The following is a 19,940-nucleotide window of genomic DNA, read 5'->3' on the forward strand; positions in this document are numbered from 1 at the left end:
CCCTGCCGCTGTTGCGTCGTAGTCAGGATCATCTGCTGCACAACAGTTTCGAGGAGTCGCCTGCGTGGCAACCAACGGACAGAACGCAGACCCGAACGTGGTCGCGGCGAAGCGTTCCCGAATCCACGCGCCGCATGTCGCACCGCTCAACGAGCTCGCCGACCGGATCGCGGATTCCGAAGGTCTGGACCGAGGCCGGGTTCCCTACGTCGATCCGGACACCGGCGGTATCCGAGCGCGGATGCTGGTGCTGCTGGACAATCCGTAGACGAAGGCCGAATCCGGCACGGGCTCAGGGTTGTTGAGCCTCGACAACAACGATCGCACCGCACGCAATTGCCGGGAGGCGTACGCGCGCCACGGTATCGACCGGGCCGACGTCGTGCATTGGAACGTCGTGCCGTTCCCGGTGGAGGGCGTGAAGAACGTGGGGTCCACCCCGGCCGAGCGCGCCCGCGGTGTCCGGTGGACTCGCGAGGTGGTGTCAATGCTTCCCGACCTCGAGATCGTGCTGCTGCTCGGGGCCGCCGCCCGCGACGGGTGGGACCGTGCAGCGATCGTGCGGCCGGATCTGTATGTTCCGGCAGGCAAGGTTCCGCATTGCTCCATGCGTGGTCTCAACACCGCCGGCAGACGGGAGCGATTCGAGGATGCGATCGCCGACGTGGCACGACGACTCCACAGGTAGATCAGGCCCGGACCGTCTTCCCCCTCCCCTGCCGTCCGAGGCGAAGGGGATGTCCTCCCCTTCTGGCGAGGAGATCTGTGCACACCGATGACATCCAGGCCCTCACCGCGGGCGCCTGGGTCGAACAGAACCCGACCCCGGCCTGGCGCAGCCGCCGAATGTGACCACCACACTCCTGCATGAGGGGTGCTCCCCGAGGAGTCCGACGGACGAGACCCACCGGCGCATTGATCACCACTGATATCGAACGTATATTCGTAGGTGGTCGGGGGTGCTCCAGATTGTCAGACCCCTCGCCTACTGTGGTCTGAGTGGAAGAGCGAGTCTTCCACCTGCGGGAGGAGACACCATGCGTGGCAACGATTTCGATTCGATCGTCGACACCGCATGGCGGAACTTCCGGGCCTCGCTCGCCGATCAGCTGTTCATGTTCACCGACCGCTCGTTCACCTGGGTCGCACAGAACCCGGAGATCCCCGACGGCCCGCACGGTCATCTCGACTTCGAGTTCACGCGAGCCAATCGGCTCCGGATGACGCTCAACCCCACCACCCTGCATCCCGACGCCGAGTGCTACCTCGAGCAGGTCGAGATGCTGACCGAACTCGGCTGGCGTCAGCTGCGCAACGAGAAGTTCATTCTCGAGCGTGGACGACGGCATGTCGACGAGCTGGCCGCGATCGCCGTCGCCACGCTGCGCCAGGTGTGGGAGGTCTTGCATCCGGCGTTTCTCACCAGCCCGCTCCTCGAGTCCCCGGCACCGTGGACCGAGCCACCGCTGAACGTTGGCGTCATACCGGGCAATGCCGATCAGCTGCGCGCACTGATCGTGACCGCACTCTCGGAGGCCACCGGCACCGCGGTGGAACTCGACGACGACGGCGATGTCCCGTTGCCGACCCATCCGTGTCGGTCGTGGCTGCAGATCACTCCCGATGCTCCGCGGATCGAGCTGTTCGCACAGCTCACCGACCGCATCCCGGATCCCGCGGCGGCCGCGACCTACCTTGCCGCGCAGCCCACTTCGTTCAACGCGGTGCGGTTGAGCCTCCGACAGGGTGCGGTGTTCGCACAGATGGTGCTCGACGCCCGCGTCTTCCACGATCGTGTTCTCACCGCAGCCATGGTCGAGTGGTTCGACTTCATGGAGTCCGATGCCGCCGAGATCATCACCACCATCGAAGGTGCGGGCGCCGATCCCACCGCCGACGCGTGCGCCACGGGTGACTGCGCACCCGAGGAGGAGGTGCCGGCCGGGCTGCTCGCGGTGTTGGAACTGGCCCCGATGAGCGGCACCGTGACACCCGAAGACGTCGCGCACGTGTGTGACCACGATCGGGAGGCCATGCTCGACTACCTCCACCGATGCGAAGAGCAGGCCGTCGAATGGGGTCGTAACGCGGCGCGAGAGATCGACGCCGACGAGGCCGCCGCCTGCCGACACGAGCGGCGGGTCTGGGAGGTGACCGCCGAACTGTTGCGGGACGCGTTGCGATTGGTCGACGACAATCACGGGATGCGCCCGGCGGGGTGAACCAATACCCCAGCCGACAGCCCGCCAGCGGTGCGGCTACACGAACCCCGATGCCCACTCCTCGTCCAGCACCATCTCGAACTCCTCGCTGAAGTCCAACTGCCAAGCGAGCCCCGTCTCGCCGAGCAACTGGTCCCATGACGCCGCACGCGGGATCCTTCGGCGTAAGACCTCATTGCGGGTGACCGTCACCGCGAGCGTCCCTGCACGTAGCAGGGCAGGAATGTTCAGGTGTTTGATGTGCTGCGGATGAAAGGCGCCGCGTCGGTTGCCCATCGCGAGATGGCCCCCCACCACGAACGACACCTTGCCGATGGACATGGCCGACACCAACGTGTGTGCAGCGAGAAGGAGTTCGGAACGCTTACCCGCCTCCCGCTCGTCGAGACGTGGCGAACCGGTTTGCAGCATCGCCACTCCATGAACGTGCGTGCGCACAATCAGTTCGGTGGCGGTCACGGCCAGCCCAGGCGTCAGCATCCCGCTGCGCAGATTCCAGCCCTCGCCGGGCCGCATCCCCGAGTAGGAGTGCCGCGCAAAGTCCCTCAATGCCTTGTTCTTACAGTTTGCCAGGTACGACATCCCTGGAATCGGCAAGCCCATCGGCGTTACGATATCGGCGCCGAGGTGCTTTGCCAGTAGCCCTGCCGCCTCGAACCACGACTCTGTGCCGGCATATCTGCCGTCCTTGACGCCCATACCCACACCATCCGGCAGCCAAGCGATACCACGGAACTCACCATCACGAATCTGCTTGAGGGAGTCCAAGATACGTGCCAAGTCGTGGCCGGAGGACTTGATCCGGTGCGCGCGTCCGCCGAACCCCCTCTCCATGTAGTCGATCGGCAACCGGGCGCCGGCCTGCTCCCAACCGCGCACACGATCCGAGTCTTTGAGATGCGTACCGAGTGCGAGCACTTTCGAATCTGTCTCGGAATCCAGCCAAGCCGACAGCGCCCCCACGAGACCGACAGCCCCCAGCATGGCGAGATCAACAGTGGACCACTGCAAACGATGACGTCGCCGCCACTTCTCCAAGGCATCGCGTTGGCTGTCGGTGAGCGCCTCCTCGAGTTCGACGGACGTCCATCCCTGTTCTGCGCGGAACTCGTCGTTGAACTCGGTTAGCTGTTCATAGGTCTGGTGCTGCGGCGCAGGCGCAATGGTTTGTCCCACTGTTTCCTCGGTCAGGGCCTGCTCGATGACTGCTTCGAGATCCATCAGTCGACGGGCCTGAGTGTCGAGATTCCGCTCGACGTCATCACTCATCGCCGGCCCCGATCGGCGCGCGGTCACGAACCACCTCTAGAACTGTCACAGTGGTTCGAGACCGGTCCAGGCGATCGTTGAGCATGGCAATCTGCTGCTCGAGGTCTACGTTCCGGCGGGCTTCGGAGTCTCGCTGACTCTTGAGGTCATTGATTCGGTTCACCAGTGCACCTTGCTGATTCACCACCGTATTGATCCGCTCCTGCATCGCCTCGACGACCCGCCGCTGAACCTCGTCGGAATCTTCGGCATCAGCGGCGACCATCTTCGCGATCAGATCTACTTTCACCGCCTGGATGGCGGCGACGTTCGTCGAGCTCCGAATCTGGCCGGCACCTGCCACCGCCAGACCGAACACACCACCGAAGAGCGCGCCGACCGCCAACTGACCCCAGTTGATACTGCGTCGTCGAAGTGAGCCGCGGATCGCATCGAATTCTCTCGTCATCGTGTCGAGATCGCCAGAATGCAAGCTGGTCAACGACTCCGAAGCAATCTGTAACGCCGTCTCCCGATTTCCACGGGCCCAACTCAATCCCTCGGACCAGGGCTCGAAGGTCATCAGCTCGGCCAGGACCACGATCGCTTCGGACCTCTTATGCAGATCGGCGGCGGCCAGTGGTGCCAGCTCCGCAATCTTCGACGCCCGGAGGATCGCCGGGGCGGTGTAGACGTCCTGGACCCGCGTGAGCGCCTCTCCCGCGATCGCGGGCTCGGTCTCGCAGTACTGCCGGATCGTCGCATCGGTCGCGTTGAGGATCTGCGATTCCTTGTCAGCCTTTACTTCTGCAGCGGGGTCATGGGCGCGGTCGTACTCCATCATCTGGATCTGCAGAAGCTGCAGAGCCAGTTCAGACCGCGGCGTGAGTTCCGCACCGGGAAGTCGAAGGTCCTCCACCTCGTCATCGTCTGAGCTGGAGACGGTGTGGCTTCCAGGATCCTCGGGGCCACCCCGCAGGGCACGACGAGCTCTACCGGCCACGTCACGAATACCTCGACGTCCCTGGGTGAGCCCTTCGTTCAGGGCTCCGGTGAGCTTGTCACCGACGGCATGCGCAGTATCGCCCAGACTGTGGTCCTCAGGGGCACTCCATTGGACGCGGCGAAGGTTGCGTTGGGCGCCGAATTCTTCGAGTACGGTGTGGACCTCCGTCACTGACCGGCGGAATGTCTCTATGTTCCGGACACGTAGACGATCCAATGGATCGACATGGCCGGCCGCGTCGACACGGTCGCACGCATCCGTCCACAACTCTCGGTCGGCAGTCGTGCAATCCTCCAAGGCAGCGCCTGCTGCAGTTGTCGACTTCTCCAGCTCGCCGATGGTCGTCGCATTCCGAAGTGCCAACGAGTGCCACAGCAACGCAGTCCCCTCCACAACAGTCAGCAGACGAAGGCAGTCGGCGAGCCGATCGTCTTCGACGAGGGCGTTCACCTGCTGGATCCGATCGGATAGCGAGGTTTCAGGGTCAATCCCGTCGATCATCTGCTGGGTGTGGCTACGAAGCTTCACCAACGCCGACTGGAGCCCCTCGCCGAGCGACTCGAGATTGTCCCAACTCGTGGACCGTTGACCACTGGGCGCCTCGGTCACGGCTTGCCTCAGCCTCGCGAGCCGGCCGATCACGTCGCCGGCCTCAGTGGCTTCCACCGCGTGGAGCAAAGCTGTGGCCTTTGGCCTGATGACCTCTGCGGTCCTGTCCACCTGCTTGAGTACGTTCGACAACGCGATATCGAGGACTGCCGCATCGAGCCTTGTCGCGTCGGCATTCACCAGGGTTCTTGTCTGCCATGTCTGCCCGGTAGCCTCCGTCGTACAGACGAATGGACCGTCTGCGGAAGGTACTGCGCCAGCGGACCGAAGCGCTTCACGTCCGGCCTCCGACATGGTGACCCACCGACCGCGGGCATGCTGCACCATCCGAAGGTTGTCGGGGACAGCTGCGATCACCCGACCGATATGATCCGCGGTCAACGCCGCATCCCCACCGACACCGCCAGAGACATCCCGCATGCGGCGCAGATGGGCATCTACCGCCATCCCCGATCCGACGATGACCAGGTTCTCATCGCGAATGACGAGCAAGTACTCGTCGGCCACGGAAGGACTCGACGTTGGAGACTCTGCAGACATGCCGCAATCCTGACAGACATATCCGACAGGGTTGAGCGACCGCGGCAGAAATCAGGCAGGTGGACGACGGTCGATCGATTCAACGACCCTGTCGTCCACTCAGCTGTTCTGCTGCACGATCTGGATCAGGTTGCCACAGGTGTCGTCGAATACCGCGGTGGTGACCGGCCCCATCTCGACAGGTGGTTGGATGAAGCGCACACCGCGCCCGACCAGTCGGTCGTACTCGGCCTGGACATCGTCGACGGCGAACTGCGTGTACGGGATTCCATCGGCGACAAGCGCTTCGGTGAACGGTGCCGCAGCGGGATGCCCCTTGGGTTCGAGGAGCAGCTCCACACCGTCGAGGGCGTCGCGGGAGACCACCGTGAGCCACCGGTGCTCGCCACCCATCGGGATGTCGTGTTTGGTGATGAACCCGAGGATGTCGGTGTAGAAGCGATGCGCACGCTCCTGGTCGTCGACCATCACGCTCGTCCACTGGATCTTCATGGTGTCCCTCGCTCCTGTGCGGACTCCGACGACGGCCGGGTCAGCCATCGTTCGACGATCGGTTCCAGTGGGGCGGTGTTGATCCGATGCAGCTTGTAGCGACCCTCGCGCCGGACGTCGACCAGGCCGGCGGCCTCGAGAACGTCGATGTGCTGCGAGATCGCCTGCCTCGACGACGCCACGGCGTGTTTGTTCGCCAGACGTGCGCACAACTCGAACAGCGTCTGGTCGTCGCGCTCGGCCAGTTCGTCGAGGATCAGCCGGCGAGTCGGATCGGCGAGCGCCTTGAACACGTCACCCATCGATCACCCCACTCACACCCCGACAATAGGCAAGCAAATGCTTGCATGTCAATGGCCGGGGTGTCGTGGATCTGTGAACCCGCGGAGTTCTCAGGCGAATTCGATGACGCGGCCGGTGCACTCACCGAATCGGATCGTCGAACCGTCCGCAGCGGCGGCCGTGGCCCTGAGGGTGACCTCGTCCCCGTCTCGGAGGAAGGTGAACTCCGATCCGTCGTCCAGGACGATCGGCTCCGCACCGCCCCAGGCCAGTTCCAGGAACGAGCCGCGCTGACTCTTCTCCGGTCCGGAGATGGTGCCCCCGGCAAAGAAGTCACCTGCGCGCAGACCGGCACCGTTGACGGTCATGTGGGCGAGCATCTGCGCCGCGGTCCAATACGTCGATGCGAACGGAGGATTGGCGACGACCTTGCCGTTGAGCACCACCTCGAAGGTGACGTCGAACGACCACGGACGCTCCTTGGCATCGTCGAGGTACTCGGCCAGCGGGGTGTCGCGAACCGGCGGGGCGACGCGAACGGCCTCCAGAGCGGCCAGCGGGGTGACCCACGGGGAGATGCTGGTGATGAACGACTTCCCGAGGTTCGGACCCAGCGGCACGTACTCGTATGCCTGAATGTCGCGCGCCGACCAGTCGTTGGTCAGGGTCAGGCCGAAGACGTGGTCGTCGGCCTCCGACAACGACACGCGTCCGCCGGGTACCGGTGAGCCGAGGACGAACCCCATCTCGGCTTCGATGTCGAGGCGGCGGGACGGACCGTAGGACGGGTTGCCGTCGGCCTCGGGTCGCAGGCCGTGCGGACGACGGACGTCGGTTCCGCTGACGGCGATGGTGCCCGCCCGACCGTGGTAGCCCACCGGCAGATGCTTCCAGTTCGGCAGCAGCGGAGCCTGTTCCGGCCGGAAGATGCGGCCGACATTCGCCGCATGGAACTCGTTGCCGTAGAAGTCGACGTAGTCGGCCACGGTGAACGGCATGTGCATCCGGGTCTCGGCGACGGGATGTGCGGCCGCGGTCAGTCGCTCGGCGTGGTCTGCCGACGACAGCACGCTCTGCAGATCGGCACGCACCCGGTCCCAGGAGGACCGGTCGGATGCCAAGAGCGCATCCAGGTTTCGGTGATCGACGAGGGCGAACAGATCGGAGTCTCGGGACACGAGATCGGTGAGGGCCAGGACATGGTCGCCCACCCGCACGCCGAGCCGCGCATCGGCGGAAGACGTGGAGAACGAACCGTATGGCAGGTGCGCGATACCGAACCCGTCGGTCCCATGGCGCGATACGAAGCTGTCGGAAGTGGTGTCGGACATGAGTACTCCTGCTGGATCAGGGTCGGGCACGGTGGCCGGAGAAGGCGGTCGGGATCAGGTCAAGATCGGCGAGGGTCTCGAGCGGCTCGGCGATACTGCACGTGCCGAACGACTCGAACAGTGCACGCCAGCCGCCACCGATCTCCCGGAAGCGTTGCGCGAGAACATTTCCATCGCTGCCGGCGAGGATCTGGGCAACCGCTGACGTGTCGGCACCCGCGATCGCGGCGTCGGTTGCCACCGCGATGTTCAGGAAGCCGTGATGGGCAAAGCCGGTCGACTCGTCGACGTAACGAACGGCACGATGCAGGCCTGCGGTCAGCTTGAAAGGCCGACGGGCAGCCGCCGCGACGGTGAGCACGTCGGCAACATCGTCGACCGTGGGAAACGCCTCGGCGACAAGGCCACCGGTGCGCGCCTTGAGACCGATATCGGTGCCGTCGAGATGATCGAGGGCTCCGTTGCGGATCTGCTCGATGGCCAGTTCGACGCGGTCGGTCAGCGCGGCCCCGGCATCGATCACCGGACGTGGATCGACGCCGTCGGTCTTCAGTTCGAGTCCGGTGACCCGAAGCCACGGTTCGACTCGGGCAGCCGCGGCGAGCGCGTCGTCGAGCCCACCCGCGGCCACCACCACACCCACACCGACGGGGTCGCCGCCAGCACCGGCGACGATCGAGGCCGCATCGTCGAGGGCGGCCACCGGAAGCAGCAGCGGTCCGACAGCTCGCCCGATCGGGGTATCGAGCCGCGAGACATGGTCCCGCACGGCACGATCCAGTGGTGCACGGCCCGGAGGGAAGACGGCGGCGTCATCGAAGAAGCCGTCGAAGACACCGGGAAAGGCCAGGTCAGACATCGTCGATCCACCGTCCTCCCGACCACGACGACGGATAGACGCCGTCATCGGCCGCACGTGCCGCCTCACCGAGCAGCAGTGGACGGAAGGTGTCGACCATGATGCCCGACTCGTCGAAGTAGTCCTTGCCGAGACTGGCCTCGATCGCTCCCGGCTGCGGGCCGTGTGCATGCCCACCCGGATGCAGGGAGATCGAGCCGATCCCGATCCCCGAGCCCTTGCGGGCCTCGTAGTTGCCGCCCACGTAGAACATGACCTCGTCGGAGTCTACATTCGAGTGGTAGTAGGGCACCGGCACCGAAAGCGGGTGGTAATCCACCTTTCTCGGCAAGAAGTTGCAGATCACGAAGTTGTGTCCCTCGAACACCTGGTGCACCGGCGGCGGCTGATGGAGCTTGCCGGTGATCGGCATGAAGTCCTCGAGGGCGAACACGAACGGATACAGACACCCGTCCCAGCCCACCACGTCGAAGGGGTGATGGGGTACGACGTGCACGGTGCCCGTGATCCCTGCGGCGCCACGGTGTTTGATGTAGACCTCGACGTCGGTGCCGTCGACGAGCAACGGCTCGGTGGGGCCGCGCAGGTCACGCTCGCAGTACGGCGAGTGTTCGAGGAGCTGGCCGGCCGCCGACAGGTACCGCCTCGGCGGGCCGATGTGGCTGTTCGCCTCGACAGCGAACAGACGCAGCGGCTCCGACCCGACGACCCGCCACCGGTGCGTCGTCGCCCGCGGGATCACGATGTACTGCTCGGCACGCACCTCGAGGGAACCGAAGACGGTCTCGACGATCGCCGACCCGGACTCGACGTAGACACACTCGTCACCGATCGCGTTGCGGTAGAGCGGCGAGTCCACGGTCGCCACAACGTAATACAGTCGCACGTCGTCGTTGCCGAGGAGTAGTCGCCGGCCACGCACCGCATCGGTGTGCGCCGGGTCGTCATGGGTGAGATCGTGCAGCCGCAGATGCCGGGGCAACAACGGCTCGTTGGCCACGAGCGAGTGGTCGGGCAGCTCCCACGTGCGCGCACCGACGATCGCCGACGGGATGTGGCGGTGATAGAGCAACGAGGAATCGGAGGAGAAGCCCTCCTCCCCCATCAGTTCCTCGAAATGCAGTGCGCCGCCGGCGTCTCGCAGAACGGTGTGACGGTGGCGCGAGATGGTTCCGACACTGCGGTAATAGACCACGCTGGCTCCTCTGACGATGGCGTGACGATCCCTGCGTCGTAGGGACCAAGGACCCGGCGGGAATCCGCCGTAACGCTCACCACAGTGCTGACGCCGAAGGCCGTTCTCAAACTACGATCGGCCGCCGCGACGACGGCCCGGGCACCGCCCACCCCACCTCGGGCGCGCCGAGAACTCCTGCCGATCCGCCATCTAGCTGCGAAGACCGCCGCGCGTCCCGCGCCCGCCCGACGTCGGAGGTGATGACCGCAGCGGCGGATCCCGGAACTGGACCTGAACGTACTCAGCGTCAACCACTGGATCATCGAGGGTGTGCACGCCGAGCGCTACCGAGAGGGTCGCATCCTGGTCGCCGGCGACGCCGCCCACAAGCATCCGCCGACCTCGGGGCTCGGCCTGAACTCCGGCATCGGGGACGCGCACAACCTGTGCTGGAAGCTCGCCGCCGTCCTGCGCGGCTGGGCCGACATCGACCTACTCGACAGCTACGAGGCCGAACGTCTGCCCGTCGCACAGGAGAACATCGACTGGGCGATGATGACCTTCCGGGCGCATGCGATCCTGCCCGCCGCGGTCGGTCTGGTCGCCGGTGATCAGGAGAAGAACCGCCAGGTCCTCACCGATCTGTTCGCCGACGGACGTCGCGGTGCGGTCCGCCGCAGCCTCGTCGCCGAGGCCACGACGTCGTTGCGCCGCGAGTTCCAGGCCCACGACCTCGACCTCGGTCTGGTCTACGACGCCGGTGCCGTCCACGCCGACGGCACCCAGGCGCCGCCACGCGATCCTGCCGGGCTCGAGTACGTGTCCTCCACCCGACCCGGACACCGCCTGCCCCACGCCTGGCTGCTCGACGGTGCGGCGAAGATCTCCACACTCGACCTGCTGCGGCCCGGCCGGATGCTGCTGATCGTCGACGTCGACGGTCAGGCGTGGGCCGAGGCCGCCGCCAAGGTCGCCGAACAGCGTGGCGTCCCCCTCGATGTCGTGACGCTCGGGCGTCGGACATCGCTGCGGCCGGTCGGCGACCAGTGGCACGACGTCCGCGGCGTCGGCGACGTCGGTGCGATCCTGGTGCGTCCCGACGGGCACGTCGCCTTCCGCCCCCCTCCCGAGTCGACCATCCCCTCCATGCCCTCGAGGCCGCGTTCGCCTCGGTGACCTCGACCTCCTGACCGAAGGACCCTCCCGATGACCCTCACCCCGGGCGGTTCGACCGCCGCCGCCGATCCACCGCGGATCGATGCCCTGACCACCGCAGCCCGACGGGAACGACTCCCCGTCGGCGCCTGGCACTGGAAACTGACCGCCCTGGTCGGAATCGGCGCCTTCTACGAGTACTTCGAGGTGTTCCTCGGCGGAGTCCTCGCCGCGGTCCTCGGCCCCCTGTGGCAACTGAGCACCTTCGAGAAGGCCTCCCTGATCGGCTCGGTGTTCCTCGGCATGTTCGTCGGCGCACTGACCCTCGGCCGGGTCGCCGACCGCGTCGGTCGCAAGAAGATGTTCCTGATCAACCTCTCGATCTACCTGGCCTTCTCCCTCCTGGCCGCGTTCTCCCCCAACGTGTGGTTCCTCATCGCATGCCGCTTCGTCGCCGGGATCGGGGGCGGCGCCGAAGCCGCCCTGATCCCCACCTACCTCGGCGAATTCATCCCCCGGCACCGCCGTGGCCGCTACATCGGCTACGCCTTCACCATCGCCTTCGTCGCCTACCCGATCGTCGCCCTGATCGGTGCACCCCTGGCCGGCGCCCATTTCCTGATCGACGGCTGGCGCTGGCTGCTCGTCCTCGGTGCCAGCGGCATCGTGGTGCTGCTGTGGATGCGCCGCAACCTGCCCGAGTCGCCGCGCTGGCTGGTCTCGGTGAACCGCACCGCCGACGCCGACGCCGAACTGCGCAAGATCGAGGACGAGGTCCGCGCCCGTACCGGCGCCGACCTGCCCGCACCCGATTACACCGCCTTGCCCCCGGAGATCGACGAACAGCAGAAGGCGAAGGTGGCCGACTTGTTCCGCGGCAACACCCGCAACGCCATGATCGCTGTCGGCGCGCTGTGGACCATCGGTGTGCTCGCCTACTACGGCTTCAGTTCTCTGGCACCGGTGTTGTTGGTGGACAAGGGATATGACATCACCAAGTCGCTGCTCTACACCGCGGTGATCGCAGTCGGCTACCCGCTGGGTGCGTTGACCGCGGCGATCATCGCCGAGAAACTCGAACGCCGCACCCTGGCGGTGGGTACCGCGCTGGCCACCGCCGCCGCGGGTCTGGTGTTCGACTACGGTTCCGGCGATGCGGTCATCACGGGTGCCGGGTTCGCGTTGGGATTCGCCTCCAACATCCACTCGAGCTGTACGAACATGTATGCCTCGGAAGTGTTCCCGACGCGGCTGCGGTCGACAGCGATCGGCCTGTGCTACGGGTCGGGACGGCTGTTCGCCCTGCTGATGCCGTTCCTCGGGTTGACCATCCTCGATGCGTTCGGTGGCTCGACGGTGCTGCTGCTCTCGGCGATACTGTTCATCATCACCGCAGCACTCGTGTGGATCTTCGGCCCCAAGACCACCGGGCGATCACTCGAGGAGATCGCCGAAGCCACCCCCACCCAGCCCTGACCGACCGGGCAGGGTGCCACGGAAGCCATCCGCGGCAGCCCTGCCCGTCGTCCTGCCGACGCCTGGGCAGGACACACCCGAAGGAGGATCATGGCCGAGCACCCCGGTAACCGCGGGAGCGGCATGACCTCGTCGCGTCGGCCCAAGGCCGGTGCGACGGCGGTGTTCCCGGTTCCCCGACAGCGGCTGGCGATCGTCGGCCCGGACGTCGAACAGCCCACCGTCCTCGCGACGAAGCGAGTCGCCGACAAACTCGGCTGGCCACATCTGGTCCTCACCGATCGGGACAAACTGACCTGGGCCATCACCGTCAACAAACCCGCACTCGTCGCCGTGGTCGGGGACGCCGATGACCCGGCCTGCCTCGACGACCTCGGCGCCCTGCGCAAGGCCTACAAGGGACCGATCGCGGTGCTGGACAACCTGTCACCGCAGCTGACGGTCACCGCGCTGGTCACCGGCGCCGACAGCGTGATCCGGCCCGATCTGCGTGACGACGAACTCGGCGCCCGCCTGCTCGCCCTGGTGCGGCGCACCGCCGAGGGCTCGGAATCGGGAGCGCGATACCTCAGCGCGGCCGGACTCAGTGTGGATCTGTGGCGCAAGGAGGCCACGCTCGACGACGCCCCCCTGCACCTGTCGTCGACCGAGTATCGACTGCTGGTGTGCCTGATGGAGAACGCGGGCCAGACGGTCCCCTGGAACCGCATTCTCCACCAGGTGTGGGGGTGGGCCGACGCCGACGTCAACATGCTGCGGATCTACATCACCCGTCTGCGTAAAGCGTTGGGCGAGAATGCCAGTACACCCCGGTTCATCACATCGGTCCGCGGCCACGGGTACATGTTCGCCGAGCCGGTGATCGAGACCGCCGACCGCGAATCGGTCACGCTCGAGGGCGAACTCCCGATGATGGGCCGTCTCGCGGCCAAATGCACCGAGCTCGCGACCGCCACCGACATCGCCGAGGCGGCATCACGCATCGCCGAGAGCCTCGTGACCGAGGGCACCGTCGACGCCGTCGGACTGCACCTGTCGGACGGCGAAATCCTCAGACTGGTCGGCCATTTCGGGTTCACCGCCGAATGGGAGCAGGTCGCCCGCGAGCTGGCCCTCGCCGACGAGCGGTATGCTTCCATCCAGTCGGTGCGGCGCGCGCAACCGGTGCAGTTGCTCCGGCGGCGATCGCATACGTTCCCGGGAACCGGGGCCGCCACCTCGGATTCGCCCGGTACCTACCTATTCGTCCCGATCAGTCACGCCGGACAACCCATCGGCACCATGGGCGTCCTCCGCCGGTCCGACGAACCGTTCGGACCACAGACCATCTCCTACCTCCAGGCTGTGGCCGCCCTGTGCGGCGCATGCCTCGGACCGCAATGGGGCTCAGCCCGTTCGTAACCCACCGATCCACACCCCACCTGATCTTCCCGACCCGTCACCACCCTGGCCCGTCACCACCCTGGCCCGTCACCACCGGGCCTGCCACCACCCCCGGCCCGTCCTGCGCGCCCTGAAGGAGTAGCCCCATGTCCATCGTGTACAGCACCGCCGCGGACGCACTCGCCGACGTCCTGTTCGGCGGAATGACCCTCGCCGTCGGAGGATTCGGACTCAGCGGTGTCCCCAACGATCTGATCGAGGCCGTCCGCGACTCGGGCGTACAGGATCTGACCGTGGTCTCCAACAACATGGGCGTCGACGGCAAAGGCCTCGGAATCCTCCTCGAAGGCCGGCAGGTCCGCAAGGTCATCGCCTCCTACGTCGGCGAGAACGCCCTGTTCGCACAGCAATACCTCACCGGTGAACTGGAGATCGAGTTCAACCCACAGGGCACCCTCGCCGAGCGTCTGCGGGCCGGCGGCGCCGGAATCCCCGCCTTCTACACCGCCACCGGGGTCGGCACCGAGGTCGCCGAGGGCAAACCCCACGCCGACTTCGACGGCCGCACATACATTCTCGAGCGCGGCATCGTCGCCGACGTCTCACTGGTACGCGCCCACCGTTCCGACTCCGACGGCAACCTCGCCTACCGCTACACCGCCCGCAACTTCAACCCGGCCGTCGCCACGGCAGGAAAGGTCACCATCGCCGAGGCCGAGGAGATCGTGGAGGTCGGCGCCATCGCCCCCGACGCGGTCACCACCCCCGGTGTTTACGTCCAGCGCGTCGTGCGGGCACGCGCCCGGGTCAAGGACATCGAGCAGCGCACCGTGCGCCCGCGACCGGTGGGTGCCGGCATCTGACCCCCCGGGTGAATCCCTCACCTCTACACTGTGAAAGGAGTTCCACCATGCCGTGGACTCGTGACGAGATGGCCGCCCTGGCGGCATCCGAACTGACCGATGGCGCCTACGTGAACCTGGGCATCGGTATCCCCACCCTGGTGGCCAACAATCTGCCCGAGGGCCGCCGGGTGATCCTGCAGAGCGAGAACGGCCTACTCGGCATGGGCCCGTTCCCCTACGACGGCGACGAGGACGCCGACCTCATCAACGCCGGGAAACAGACCGTCACGATCGTGCCCGGTGGGTCCATCTCCGACTCGGCGGAATCATTCGGGATGATCCGCGGCGGCCACGTCAAGGTGGCGATCCTCGGCGCGATGCAGGCCTCGGCCACCGGCGATCTCGCGAACTGGAACATCCCCGGCAAGCTGGTCAAGGGGATGGGCGGTGCCATGGATCTGGTCGCCGGCACCCCACGGGTGATCGTGCTGACCGAACACATTGCCAAGGACGGCAGCCCGAAGATCGTCGACTCCTGCACCCTCCCGCTGACCGGAGTGGGTGTTGTCGACCGGATCATCAGCGACAGAGCAGTTTTCGACATCGTCGACGGCGCACTCGTGCTGCGTCGCCTCGCCCCCGAGGTGGAGGTGGACGAGCTGCGGGCCATCACCGGCGCCCCGTTCACCGTCGCACTCGACGTGGAGGCCGTCGCATGAGTCTGCGCGATGTGTTCGGCACCGACGTCCTGATCTCCGGCTGGGGGCACTCGCCGTTCGGCAAGCTCACCGACGACAGCCTCGAATCACTGATCGTCGCCGTCGCACGCGACGCCCTCGACAACGCGGGCGTCGAACCCGCCGATGTGGACGAGATCTTCCTGGGGCAGTTCAACTCCGGCATGCATCCCCTCGGATTCGCCTCGTCGCTGGCGCTGCAGCTCTCCGACTCCCTGGCAGGAGTGCCCGCCACCCGGGTCGAGAACGCCTGCGCCTCCGGCAGTGCCGCCGTCGCGCAAGGCGTCCGCTCCCTTCTGGCGGGTACCGCCAACACCGTCCTGGTGATCGGTGCGGATCGCCGGCTTCGGACACGCCAACGACTTCCTGCCCGCAGCCAAGCGGGATCCGATCGAGTTCGCCGGCGGCGTCGCCGCCGGGGAACGCGCGATGGCGATGGCCGACACCACGATCGGCGATCTCGACTTCGCCGAGGTCCATGACTGCTTCACCATCGCCGAGCTGGTGATCTACGAGGTGATGGGGCTGGCCGATCGCGGCCGGGGACGGCAGGTCCTCGACGACGGCACCGTTCATCCCGGCGGGTCGCTTCCGGTGAACCTGTCCGGTGGCCTGAAGTCCAAGGGGCACCCCGTCGGTGCCACCGGGGTGTCCCAGCATGTCATCGCCGCGATGCAGCTCAGCGGGACCGCCGGGCCGATGCAGCTCGGCGGCGCCCGTCGGGGCGTGGTGCACAACATGGGCGGCCTCGCGGTGGCCAACTACGTCAGCGTGCTCGAAGCGGTCTGATCTCGACGCCGTCGGGCCTCCGACCCGACTCTGTCCCACCATGTCTCGGCCCGGATTCGTTCGCGAATCCGGGCCGAGTCATCTGTTCCCGCCCTGCGGTCGGGCCACGCCTCCGGTCAGGCAGAACTCGCTGCGGCCGTGCGCACACCGATGCGGGGTGCGCCGATCGCCGTTCGCACGGCGCAGCCGAGGGCCATGCTGTCGGCACCGTCGACCACCGCGGCGATGTGTCCGTCGGGTCGGACGATCCACACTTCGTGGGCACGGGCGTCCAGGTTCTCGGTGAGGCGCCCATCGACGTCGATGTCGGCGAGCCGATGGACCCGGACCGGAGCTCGTACGGCGTCGAGCAGGCTCGCGCGCAGACCCTCGAGATCGACACCCGAACCAGCGAGCGCCAGGATGCCGTCTCGGCACAGCGAACGCAGGTTGGGGCCGGCGCCGGGAACGCGGATCGGGGCGTCGGGGATCACGACGCCGGGAGCCGGGCGGGGCAGCGCCCCCTTCGCGGGCCGTCCCTGCGCCGGATGGTCGGCGGCGGGGGTCGTCAGCGGCGAGTCGCTGTACCAGAACGGCTCCGACAGGCGTCCGGAGTCGACCCGGGTACGTGCCTGCGGATCGGTATGGGCTGCCTCGAGCACCGTGGTCCGGTGGTCGCGTTGCCCGGCGTCCTGCGGGACGAGGGAGTCCATGGTGTCGGAGGTGACGTCGAGGTTCTCCTGCGCCGCCGCCCGGCGTTCGAGGTCATAGGTCTCCAGCAGGTTCTCCTCCGACCAGCCACGCAACACGAAGGCGAGCTTCCACGCGGCGTTCTCGGCATCGGAGACACCAGAGTTCAGCCCGCGCCCACCAAAGGGTGCGACGATGTGCGCGCAGTCGCCGGCGAGTAGGACCCGGCCCACCCGCATGCGGTCGACGAGCCGGGCATGGAACCGGTACGCAGAGTTCCAGACGACGGTGTAGTCCGCGTCGCCGATGATCTGCCGGATTCGACGGTCCAGATCGCCGTTCGCGGTGGCCTCGTCGAGATCGAAGTCGCCGGGCACCTGCCAGTCGATCCGGAAGGTCGAGTCGGGACAGGGGTGGATCAGGATCTGTCGGCCCGGATTCCACTCCGGATCGAAGTAGAAGCGCCGTTCCTGCTCCCACCCGGGCAGGTCGGCGCGGATGTCACAGATGAGGAACTTGTCGTCGAACGACCGTCCTGGGAATCCGACGCCGAGCCGACGCCGCAACTGCGAGCTCCGTGAGCCCGTGGCCATCACGCAGTAGTCGGCCTCGATCGTCACCGGCCCCTCGGTGGTCATGCACTCGATGCGGACACCGTCGGCGTCCTGCTCGATGTCGACGGCTTCATGTCCCCACCGCACCTCGATCAGCGGTTGGTCCTCGATGACGGTGTCGAGGAGCTCCTCGGTGCGTGTCTGTGAGATGTTGACGAACGGCGGGAAGGGAGAGTATCCCTGCTCGGTGTAGTTGAGCGAGAACAGTTCTGTGGCACGGTGAAAGGTCCGTGAGGCGGACAGACTCACACCCTCGTCGGCCACGCGGTGGCCCACTCCCACGCTCTCCCAGATGTCGAGGATGTCGCGCTGTTGGCACAAGGCCTTGGAGCCGATGGGATCCCGATGCGGACGGCCGTCGAGGACGATCGTGCGGATGCCCCAGCGCGCCAGCAACAGCGACGCGGTCTGTCCGACCGGGCCGTTACCGATCACGGCGACGGTGCCGGTGTGAAGTGTTCTCTTGCCCATGATGCTTCCGATTCCTGCCAGTCCTGCTCGGTGTCGGTGTGCTGCTGGTCGCGGCGGATGCTCGCGCTCGTCGGGTCTCGACGGTGGTCGGCGTCAGCCCTGCAGTCGCGCCCACAGGGCACGGTCTCGCTCCGGGGTCCAGATCACCGGGCGTTCGATCCCGGACAGTTCGTCCCAGACCCGGGCGACGTCGAAGGGCAAGCAGTGCTGGAAGATCGCCCACTGTCCGTACTGGCCGACGAGCGCGTCATGGGCGGCGGTGAACGCCTCTTCCAGCACGCCGCCGCGTGCCTGGACCTCACCGACCGTCGTGAGCAGCGTGGCGAGGAAGCCACGGGTCCCTTCGATGGCCGCGTCAACGGCAGCGGTACCGCGCACCACCGGTCCACGTCCTCCGATCAGGATCTCTGCCCCGTAGTCACGCAGACGATCGAGGGTGGAGGTGGACCACTCACGGTGGAATGCGTCCCCGGGTGTACAGCGCCGCCTCCGCCTCGATGAGATCGCCTGTGTACAAGATCTTCTGGTTCGGCAGCCACGCGACGATGTCACCTTCGGTGTGGCCGCGTCCGACGTACTCGAGTACCAGTGGTCCACGTGTCGGCCCCAGATCGATGGTGAGCCGGTCGGCGAAGGTGACCGTGGGTCGGGTCAGGCCCGGGATGGTCTCGGCCCCCTTGGCGAACCGGGGGAAGCGGGCGAACTCGCTGTCCCAGTCCTCCAGGCCTCGCTCCTCGATCAGGGCGGCGGTGTTCTCGTGGGCGATCACGGCGGTGGCGTCGTAGGCGGCGGCGCCGAGCACGCGAACCGCATGGTAGTGGGAAAGCACCAGATACCGAACGGGTTTGGCGGTGTGCTCACGCAGCATCGCCAACCACTGCTTGGCAGCCACCGGGGTGGCCAGTGCCTCGAAGCAGACGACGAAGTCGTCGCCTTCGATCGCTCCGATATTGGGGTCGCCATCGGCGGTCAGGGCGTAGACGCCGTCGGCCAGGATCTCGAGGGTCTGGCTCCGATCGGCCAGATCGGTCGAGGACGCGAAGGATTGGTTACTCACGAAGGACTCCAACTGTCAAAGGTTTGACGATCAGATGGAGAGTATCCCCCATCACACAGATCGCACAACCGCGGCCTCACATACAGTTGCGCCATGCAGGACTCCCGTCATCCCACTCCGGCCGCCACCACCCCGCCTGAACGGCACGGCCCCGAGCTGGATCTCCTGACGTCCCTCGAACAAGCCGTGGATGCGCTGGCGAGCCGGCGGCCGTCGTCGTCGCCACTCGCCGCCCGGCTGATCCTGCAGCTGACCCGGATCGCCGACGTCATCGTCTACGACATCGAATCCCGTGTGCATCGCCCGCACGGGTGGAGCTGGTCCGGATTCCGCGTCCTCTTCACCCTGTGGACAGCAGGACCGCTGGAATCACGACAGATCACCCAGATGACCGGGATGAGTCGCGCCGGAGTGTCGGCGCTGGTCAAGACGCTTGAGCGAGACGGCCTGATCACACGGGCACGATCGGAGACCGATCGTCGGACCGTCGAGGTGGACCTCACCGAGGAGGGACGCGCGCTGGTCGACGACGTCCTCGACGCCCATCACGAGCGGGAACAACTCTGGGCCGGCCTGCTGACCGACGACGAGCAACACCAACTGTCGACGCTGCTCGAAAAACTGGCCCGCGGCTCGGAAGATCTCGGCGCCAACGTCCGGGAGTAGCGACCGCTCTGCTGCTGAAACCAGGGGAAGGTTCATCACCCCATCCCCCGAAACCAGGGGAAGCCCGCCGCCCGAAACCAGGGGAAGGTTCGTCACCCCCCATCGCCCGAAACTCGGGGAAACACGGCATCCCCTACTTTCAGGCAACCCCGGGCACCCCCAGACACCCCTGAGGTTCAGGCACCACACCGAGGAACTCGGTCACCGTCCACCCATGCCCGATCACGCTCTGCCGGCCCGACCACCACCGCTTCGACGACACTCCGCCGGCCCGACCACAACACAAGAAACACCCCCCAACAACGAGAAATG

The 19,940-nt window shown here is 66.5% G+C and carries 19 protein-coding genes and 1 pseudogene; 10 read left to right on the plus strand and 10 right to left on the minus strand.

From position 1 onward, the window contains the following. Window positions 1–64: 64 nt before the first annotated feature. Window positions 65–688 (plus strand): annotated as a pseudogene (locus tag GD1_RS20325) (uracil-DNA glycosylase). A gap of 349 nt (window positions 689–1,037) precedes the next feature. Further along, window positions 1,038–2,222: a TY-Chap domain-containing protein gene (locus GD1_RS20330; protein WP_059039334.1), complete on the plus strand. Its 1,185-nt coding sequence runs from the start codon at window positions 1,038–1,040 to the stop codon at window positions 2,220–2,222. 36 nt (window positions 2,223–2,258) lie between these two features. On the opposite strand, the gene GD1_RS20335 is transcribed toward GD1_RS20330, so the two are convergent. The 7 genes from GD1_RS20335 to GD1_RS20365 form a co-directional block, all read right to left on the minus strand. Continuing rightward, a complete protein-coding gene (locus GD1_RS20335) occupies window positions 2,259–3,518 on the minus strand; it encodes a hypothetical protein (protein ID WP_059039335.1) in 1,260 nt (419 codons plus the stop codon). Then, on the minus strand, window positions 3,484–5,592 hold the full coding sequence (locus tag GD1_RS20340) for a hypothetical protein (protein ID WP_059039336.1): 2,109 nt from the start codon (window positions 5,590–5,592) through the stop codon (window positions 3,484–3,486). Before GD1_RS20340 ends, GD1_RS20335 begins: the two co-directional genes overlap by 35 nt. Before the next feature lie 132 nt (window positions 5,593–5,724). Next, window positions 5,725–6,117 carry a VOC family protein gene (locus tag GD1_RS20345; protein ID WP_059039337.1) on the minus strand — a complete coding sequence of 131 codons (393 nt, stop codon included), beginning with the start codon at window positions 6,115–6,117 and terminating at the stop codon, window positions 5,725–5,727. Next, the gene (locus GD1_RS20350; RefSeq protein ID WP_059039338.1) at window positions 6,114–6,419 is read right to left on the minus strand and encodes an ArsR/SmtB family transcription factor; all 306 of its coding nucleotides are present in this window, start codon (window positions 6,417–6,419) and stop codon (window positions 6,114–6,116) included. Before GD1_RS20350 ends, GD1_RS20345 begins: the two co-directional genes overlap by 4 nt. Before the next feature lie 90 nt (window positions 6,420–6,509). Beyond that, window positions 6,510–7,730 (minus strand): fumarylacetoacetase, encoded by a 1,221-nt coding sequence (gene fahA / locus GD1_RS20355; RefSeq protein WP_059039339.1) that lies wholly within the window; start codon window positions 7,728–7,730, stop codon window positions 6,510–6,512. 16 nt (window positions 7,731–7,746) lie between these two features. Beyond that, complete coding sequence (locus GD1_RS20360) at window positions 7,747–8,589, minus strand: hypothetical protein (RefSeq protein WP_059039340.1); 843 nt, start codon at window positions 8,587–8,589, stop codon at window positions 7,747–7,749. Then, a complete protein-coding gene (locus GD1_RS20365; RefSeq protein ID WP_059039341.1) occupies window positions 8,582–9,784 on the minus strand; it encodes a homogentisate 1,2-dioxygenase in 1,203 nt (400 codons plus the stop codon). The genes GD1_RS20360 and GD1_RS20365 overlap by 8 nt, the downstream gene beginning before the upstream one ends. A gap of 273 nt (window positions 9,785–10,057) precedes the next feature. Here GD1_RS20365 and GD1_RS25295 point away from each other — a divergent pair, with 273 nt between their 5' ends. The 7 genes from GD1_RS25295 (at window position 10,058) to GD1_RS25525 (ending at window position 16,151) form a co-directional block, all read left to right on the plus strand. Next, entirely contained in the window at window positions 10,058–10,942 is an 885-nt protein-coding gene (locus GD1_RS25295) for an FAD-dependent monooxygenase (RefSeq protein WP_238404138.1), read from the plus strand. Between the two features lie 30 nt (window positions 10,943–10,972). Next, window positions 10,973–12,397, plus strand: coding sequence for an MFS transporter (locus tag GD1_RS20375; protein ID WP_059039343.1), 1,425 nt, complete (start codon window positions 10,973–10,975; stop codon window positions 12,395–12,397). Window positions 12,398–12,487: 90 nt separating this feature from the next. Next, window positions 12,488–13,798, plus strand: a complete 1,311-nt coding sequence (locus tag GD1_RS20380; RefSeq protein ID WP_059039344.1) for a winged helix-turn-helix domain-containing protein — start codon at window positions 12,488–12,490, stop codon at window positions 13,796–13,798. A 128-nt stretch (window positions 13,799–13,926) separates the two neighbouring features. After that, on the plus strand, window positions 13,927–14,643 hold the full coding sequence (locus GD1_RS20385; protein ID WP_059039345.1) for a CoA transferase subunit A: 717 nt from the start codon (window positions 13,927–13,929) through the stop codon (window positions 14,641–14,643). 47 nt (window positions 14,644–14,690) lie between these two features. After that, the gene (locus GD1_RS20390; protein WP_059039346.1) at window positions 14,691–15,344 is read left to right on the plus strand and encodes a 3-oxoacid CoA-transferase subunit B; all 654 of its coding nucleotides are present in this window, start codon (window positions 14,691–14,693) and stop codon (window positions 15,342–15,344) included. After that, window positions 15,341–15,844 carry a thiolase family protein gene (locus GD1_RS25520; RefSeq protein WP_059039347.1) on the plus strand — a complete coding sequence of 168 codons (504 nt, stop codon included), beginning with the start codon at window positions 15,341–15,343 and terminating at the stop codon, window positions 15,842–15,844. Before GD1_RS20390 ends, GD1_RS25520 begins: the two co-directional genes overlap by 4 nt. Further along, on the plus strand, window positions 15,798–16,151 hold the full coding sequence (locus GD1_RS25525; protein ID WP_238404133.1) for a thiolase C-terminal domain-containing protein: 354 nt from the start codon (window positions 15,798–15,800) through the stop codon (window positions 16,149–16,151). Before GD1_RS25520 ends, GD1_RS25525 begins: the two co-directional genes overlap by 47 nt. A gap of 116 nt (window positions 16,152–16,267) precedes the next feature. Here GD1_RS25525 and GD1_RS20405 read toward each other — a convergent pair whose 3' ends face one another. The 3 genes from GD1_RS20405 to GD1_RS25535 form a co-directional block, all read right to left on the minus strand. After that, window positions 16,268–17,905, minus strand: a complete 1,638-nt coding sequence (locus GD1_RS20405; RefSeq protein ID WP_059039349.1) for an FAD-dependent monooxygenase — start codon at window positions 17,903–17,905, stop codon at window positions 16,268–16,270. 93 nt (window positions 17,906–17,998) lie between these two features. Next, window positions 17,999–18,286, minus strand: coding sequence for a hypothetical protein (locus tag GD1_RS25530; protein ID WP_238404134.1), 288 nt, complete (start codon window positions 18,284–18,286; stop codon window positions 17,999–18,001). A gap of 70 nt (window positions 18,287–18,356) precedes the next feature. Beyond that, a complete protein-coding gene (locus GD1_RS25535) occupies window positions 18,357–18,962 on the minus strand; it encodes an MBL fold metallo-hydrolase (protein ID WP_244882921.1) in 606 nt (201 codons plus the stop codon). Between the two features lie 93 nt (window positions 18,963–19,055). Here GD1_RS25535 and GD1_RS20415 point away from each other — a divergent pair, with 93 nt between their 5' ends. Then, entirely contained in the window at window positions 19,056–19,628 is a 573-nt protein-coding gene (locus tag GD1_RS20415) for a MarR family winged helix-turn-helix transcriptional regulator (RefSeq protein WP_059039350.1), read from the plus strand. The last annotated feature ends 312 nt before the right edge of the window (window positions 19,629–19,940 follow it).

Origin of the sequence: Gordonia desulfuricans NBRC 100010 (assembly GCF_001485495.1) — a bacterium.
In the GTDB taxonomy this organism is placed as follows: domain Bacteria; phylum Actinomycetota; class Actinomycetes; order Mycobacteriales; family Mycobacteriaceae; genus Gordonia; species Gordonia desulfuricans.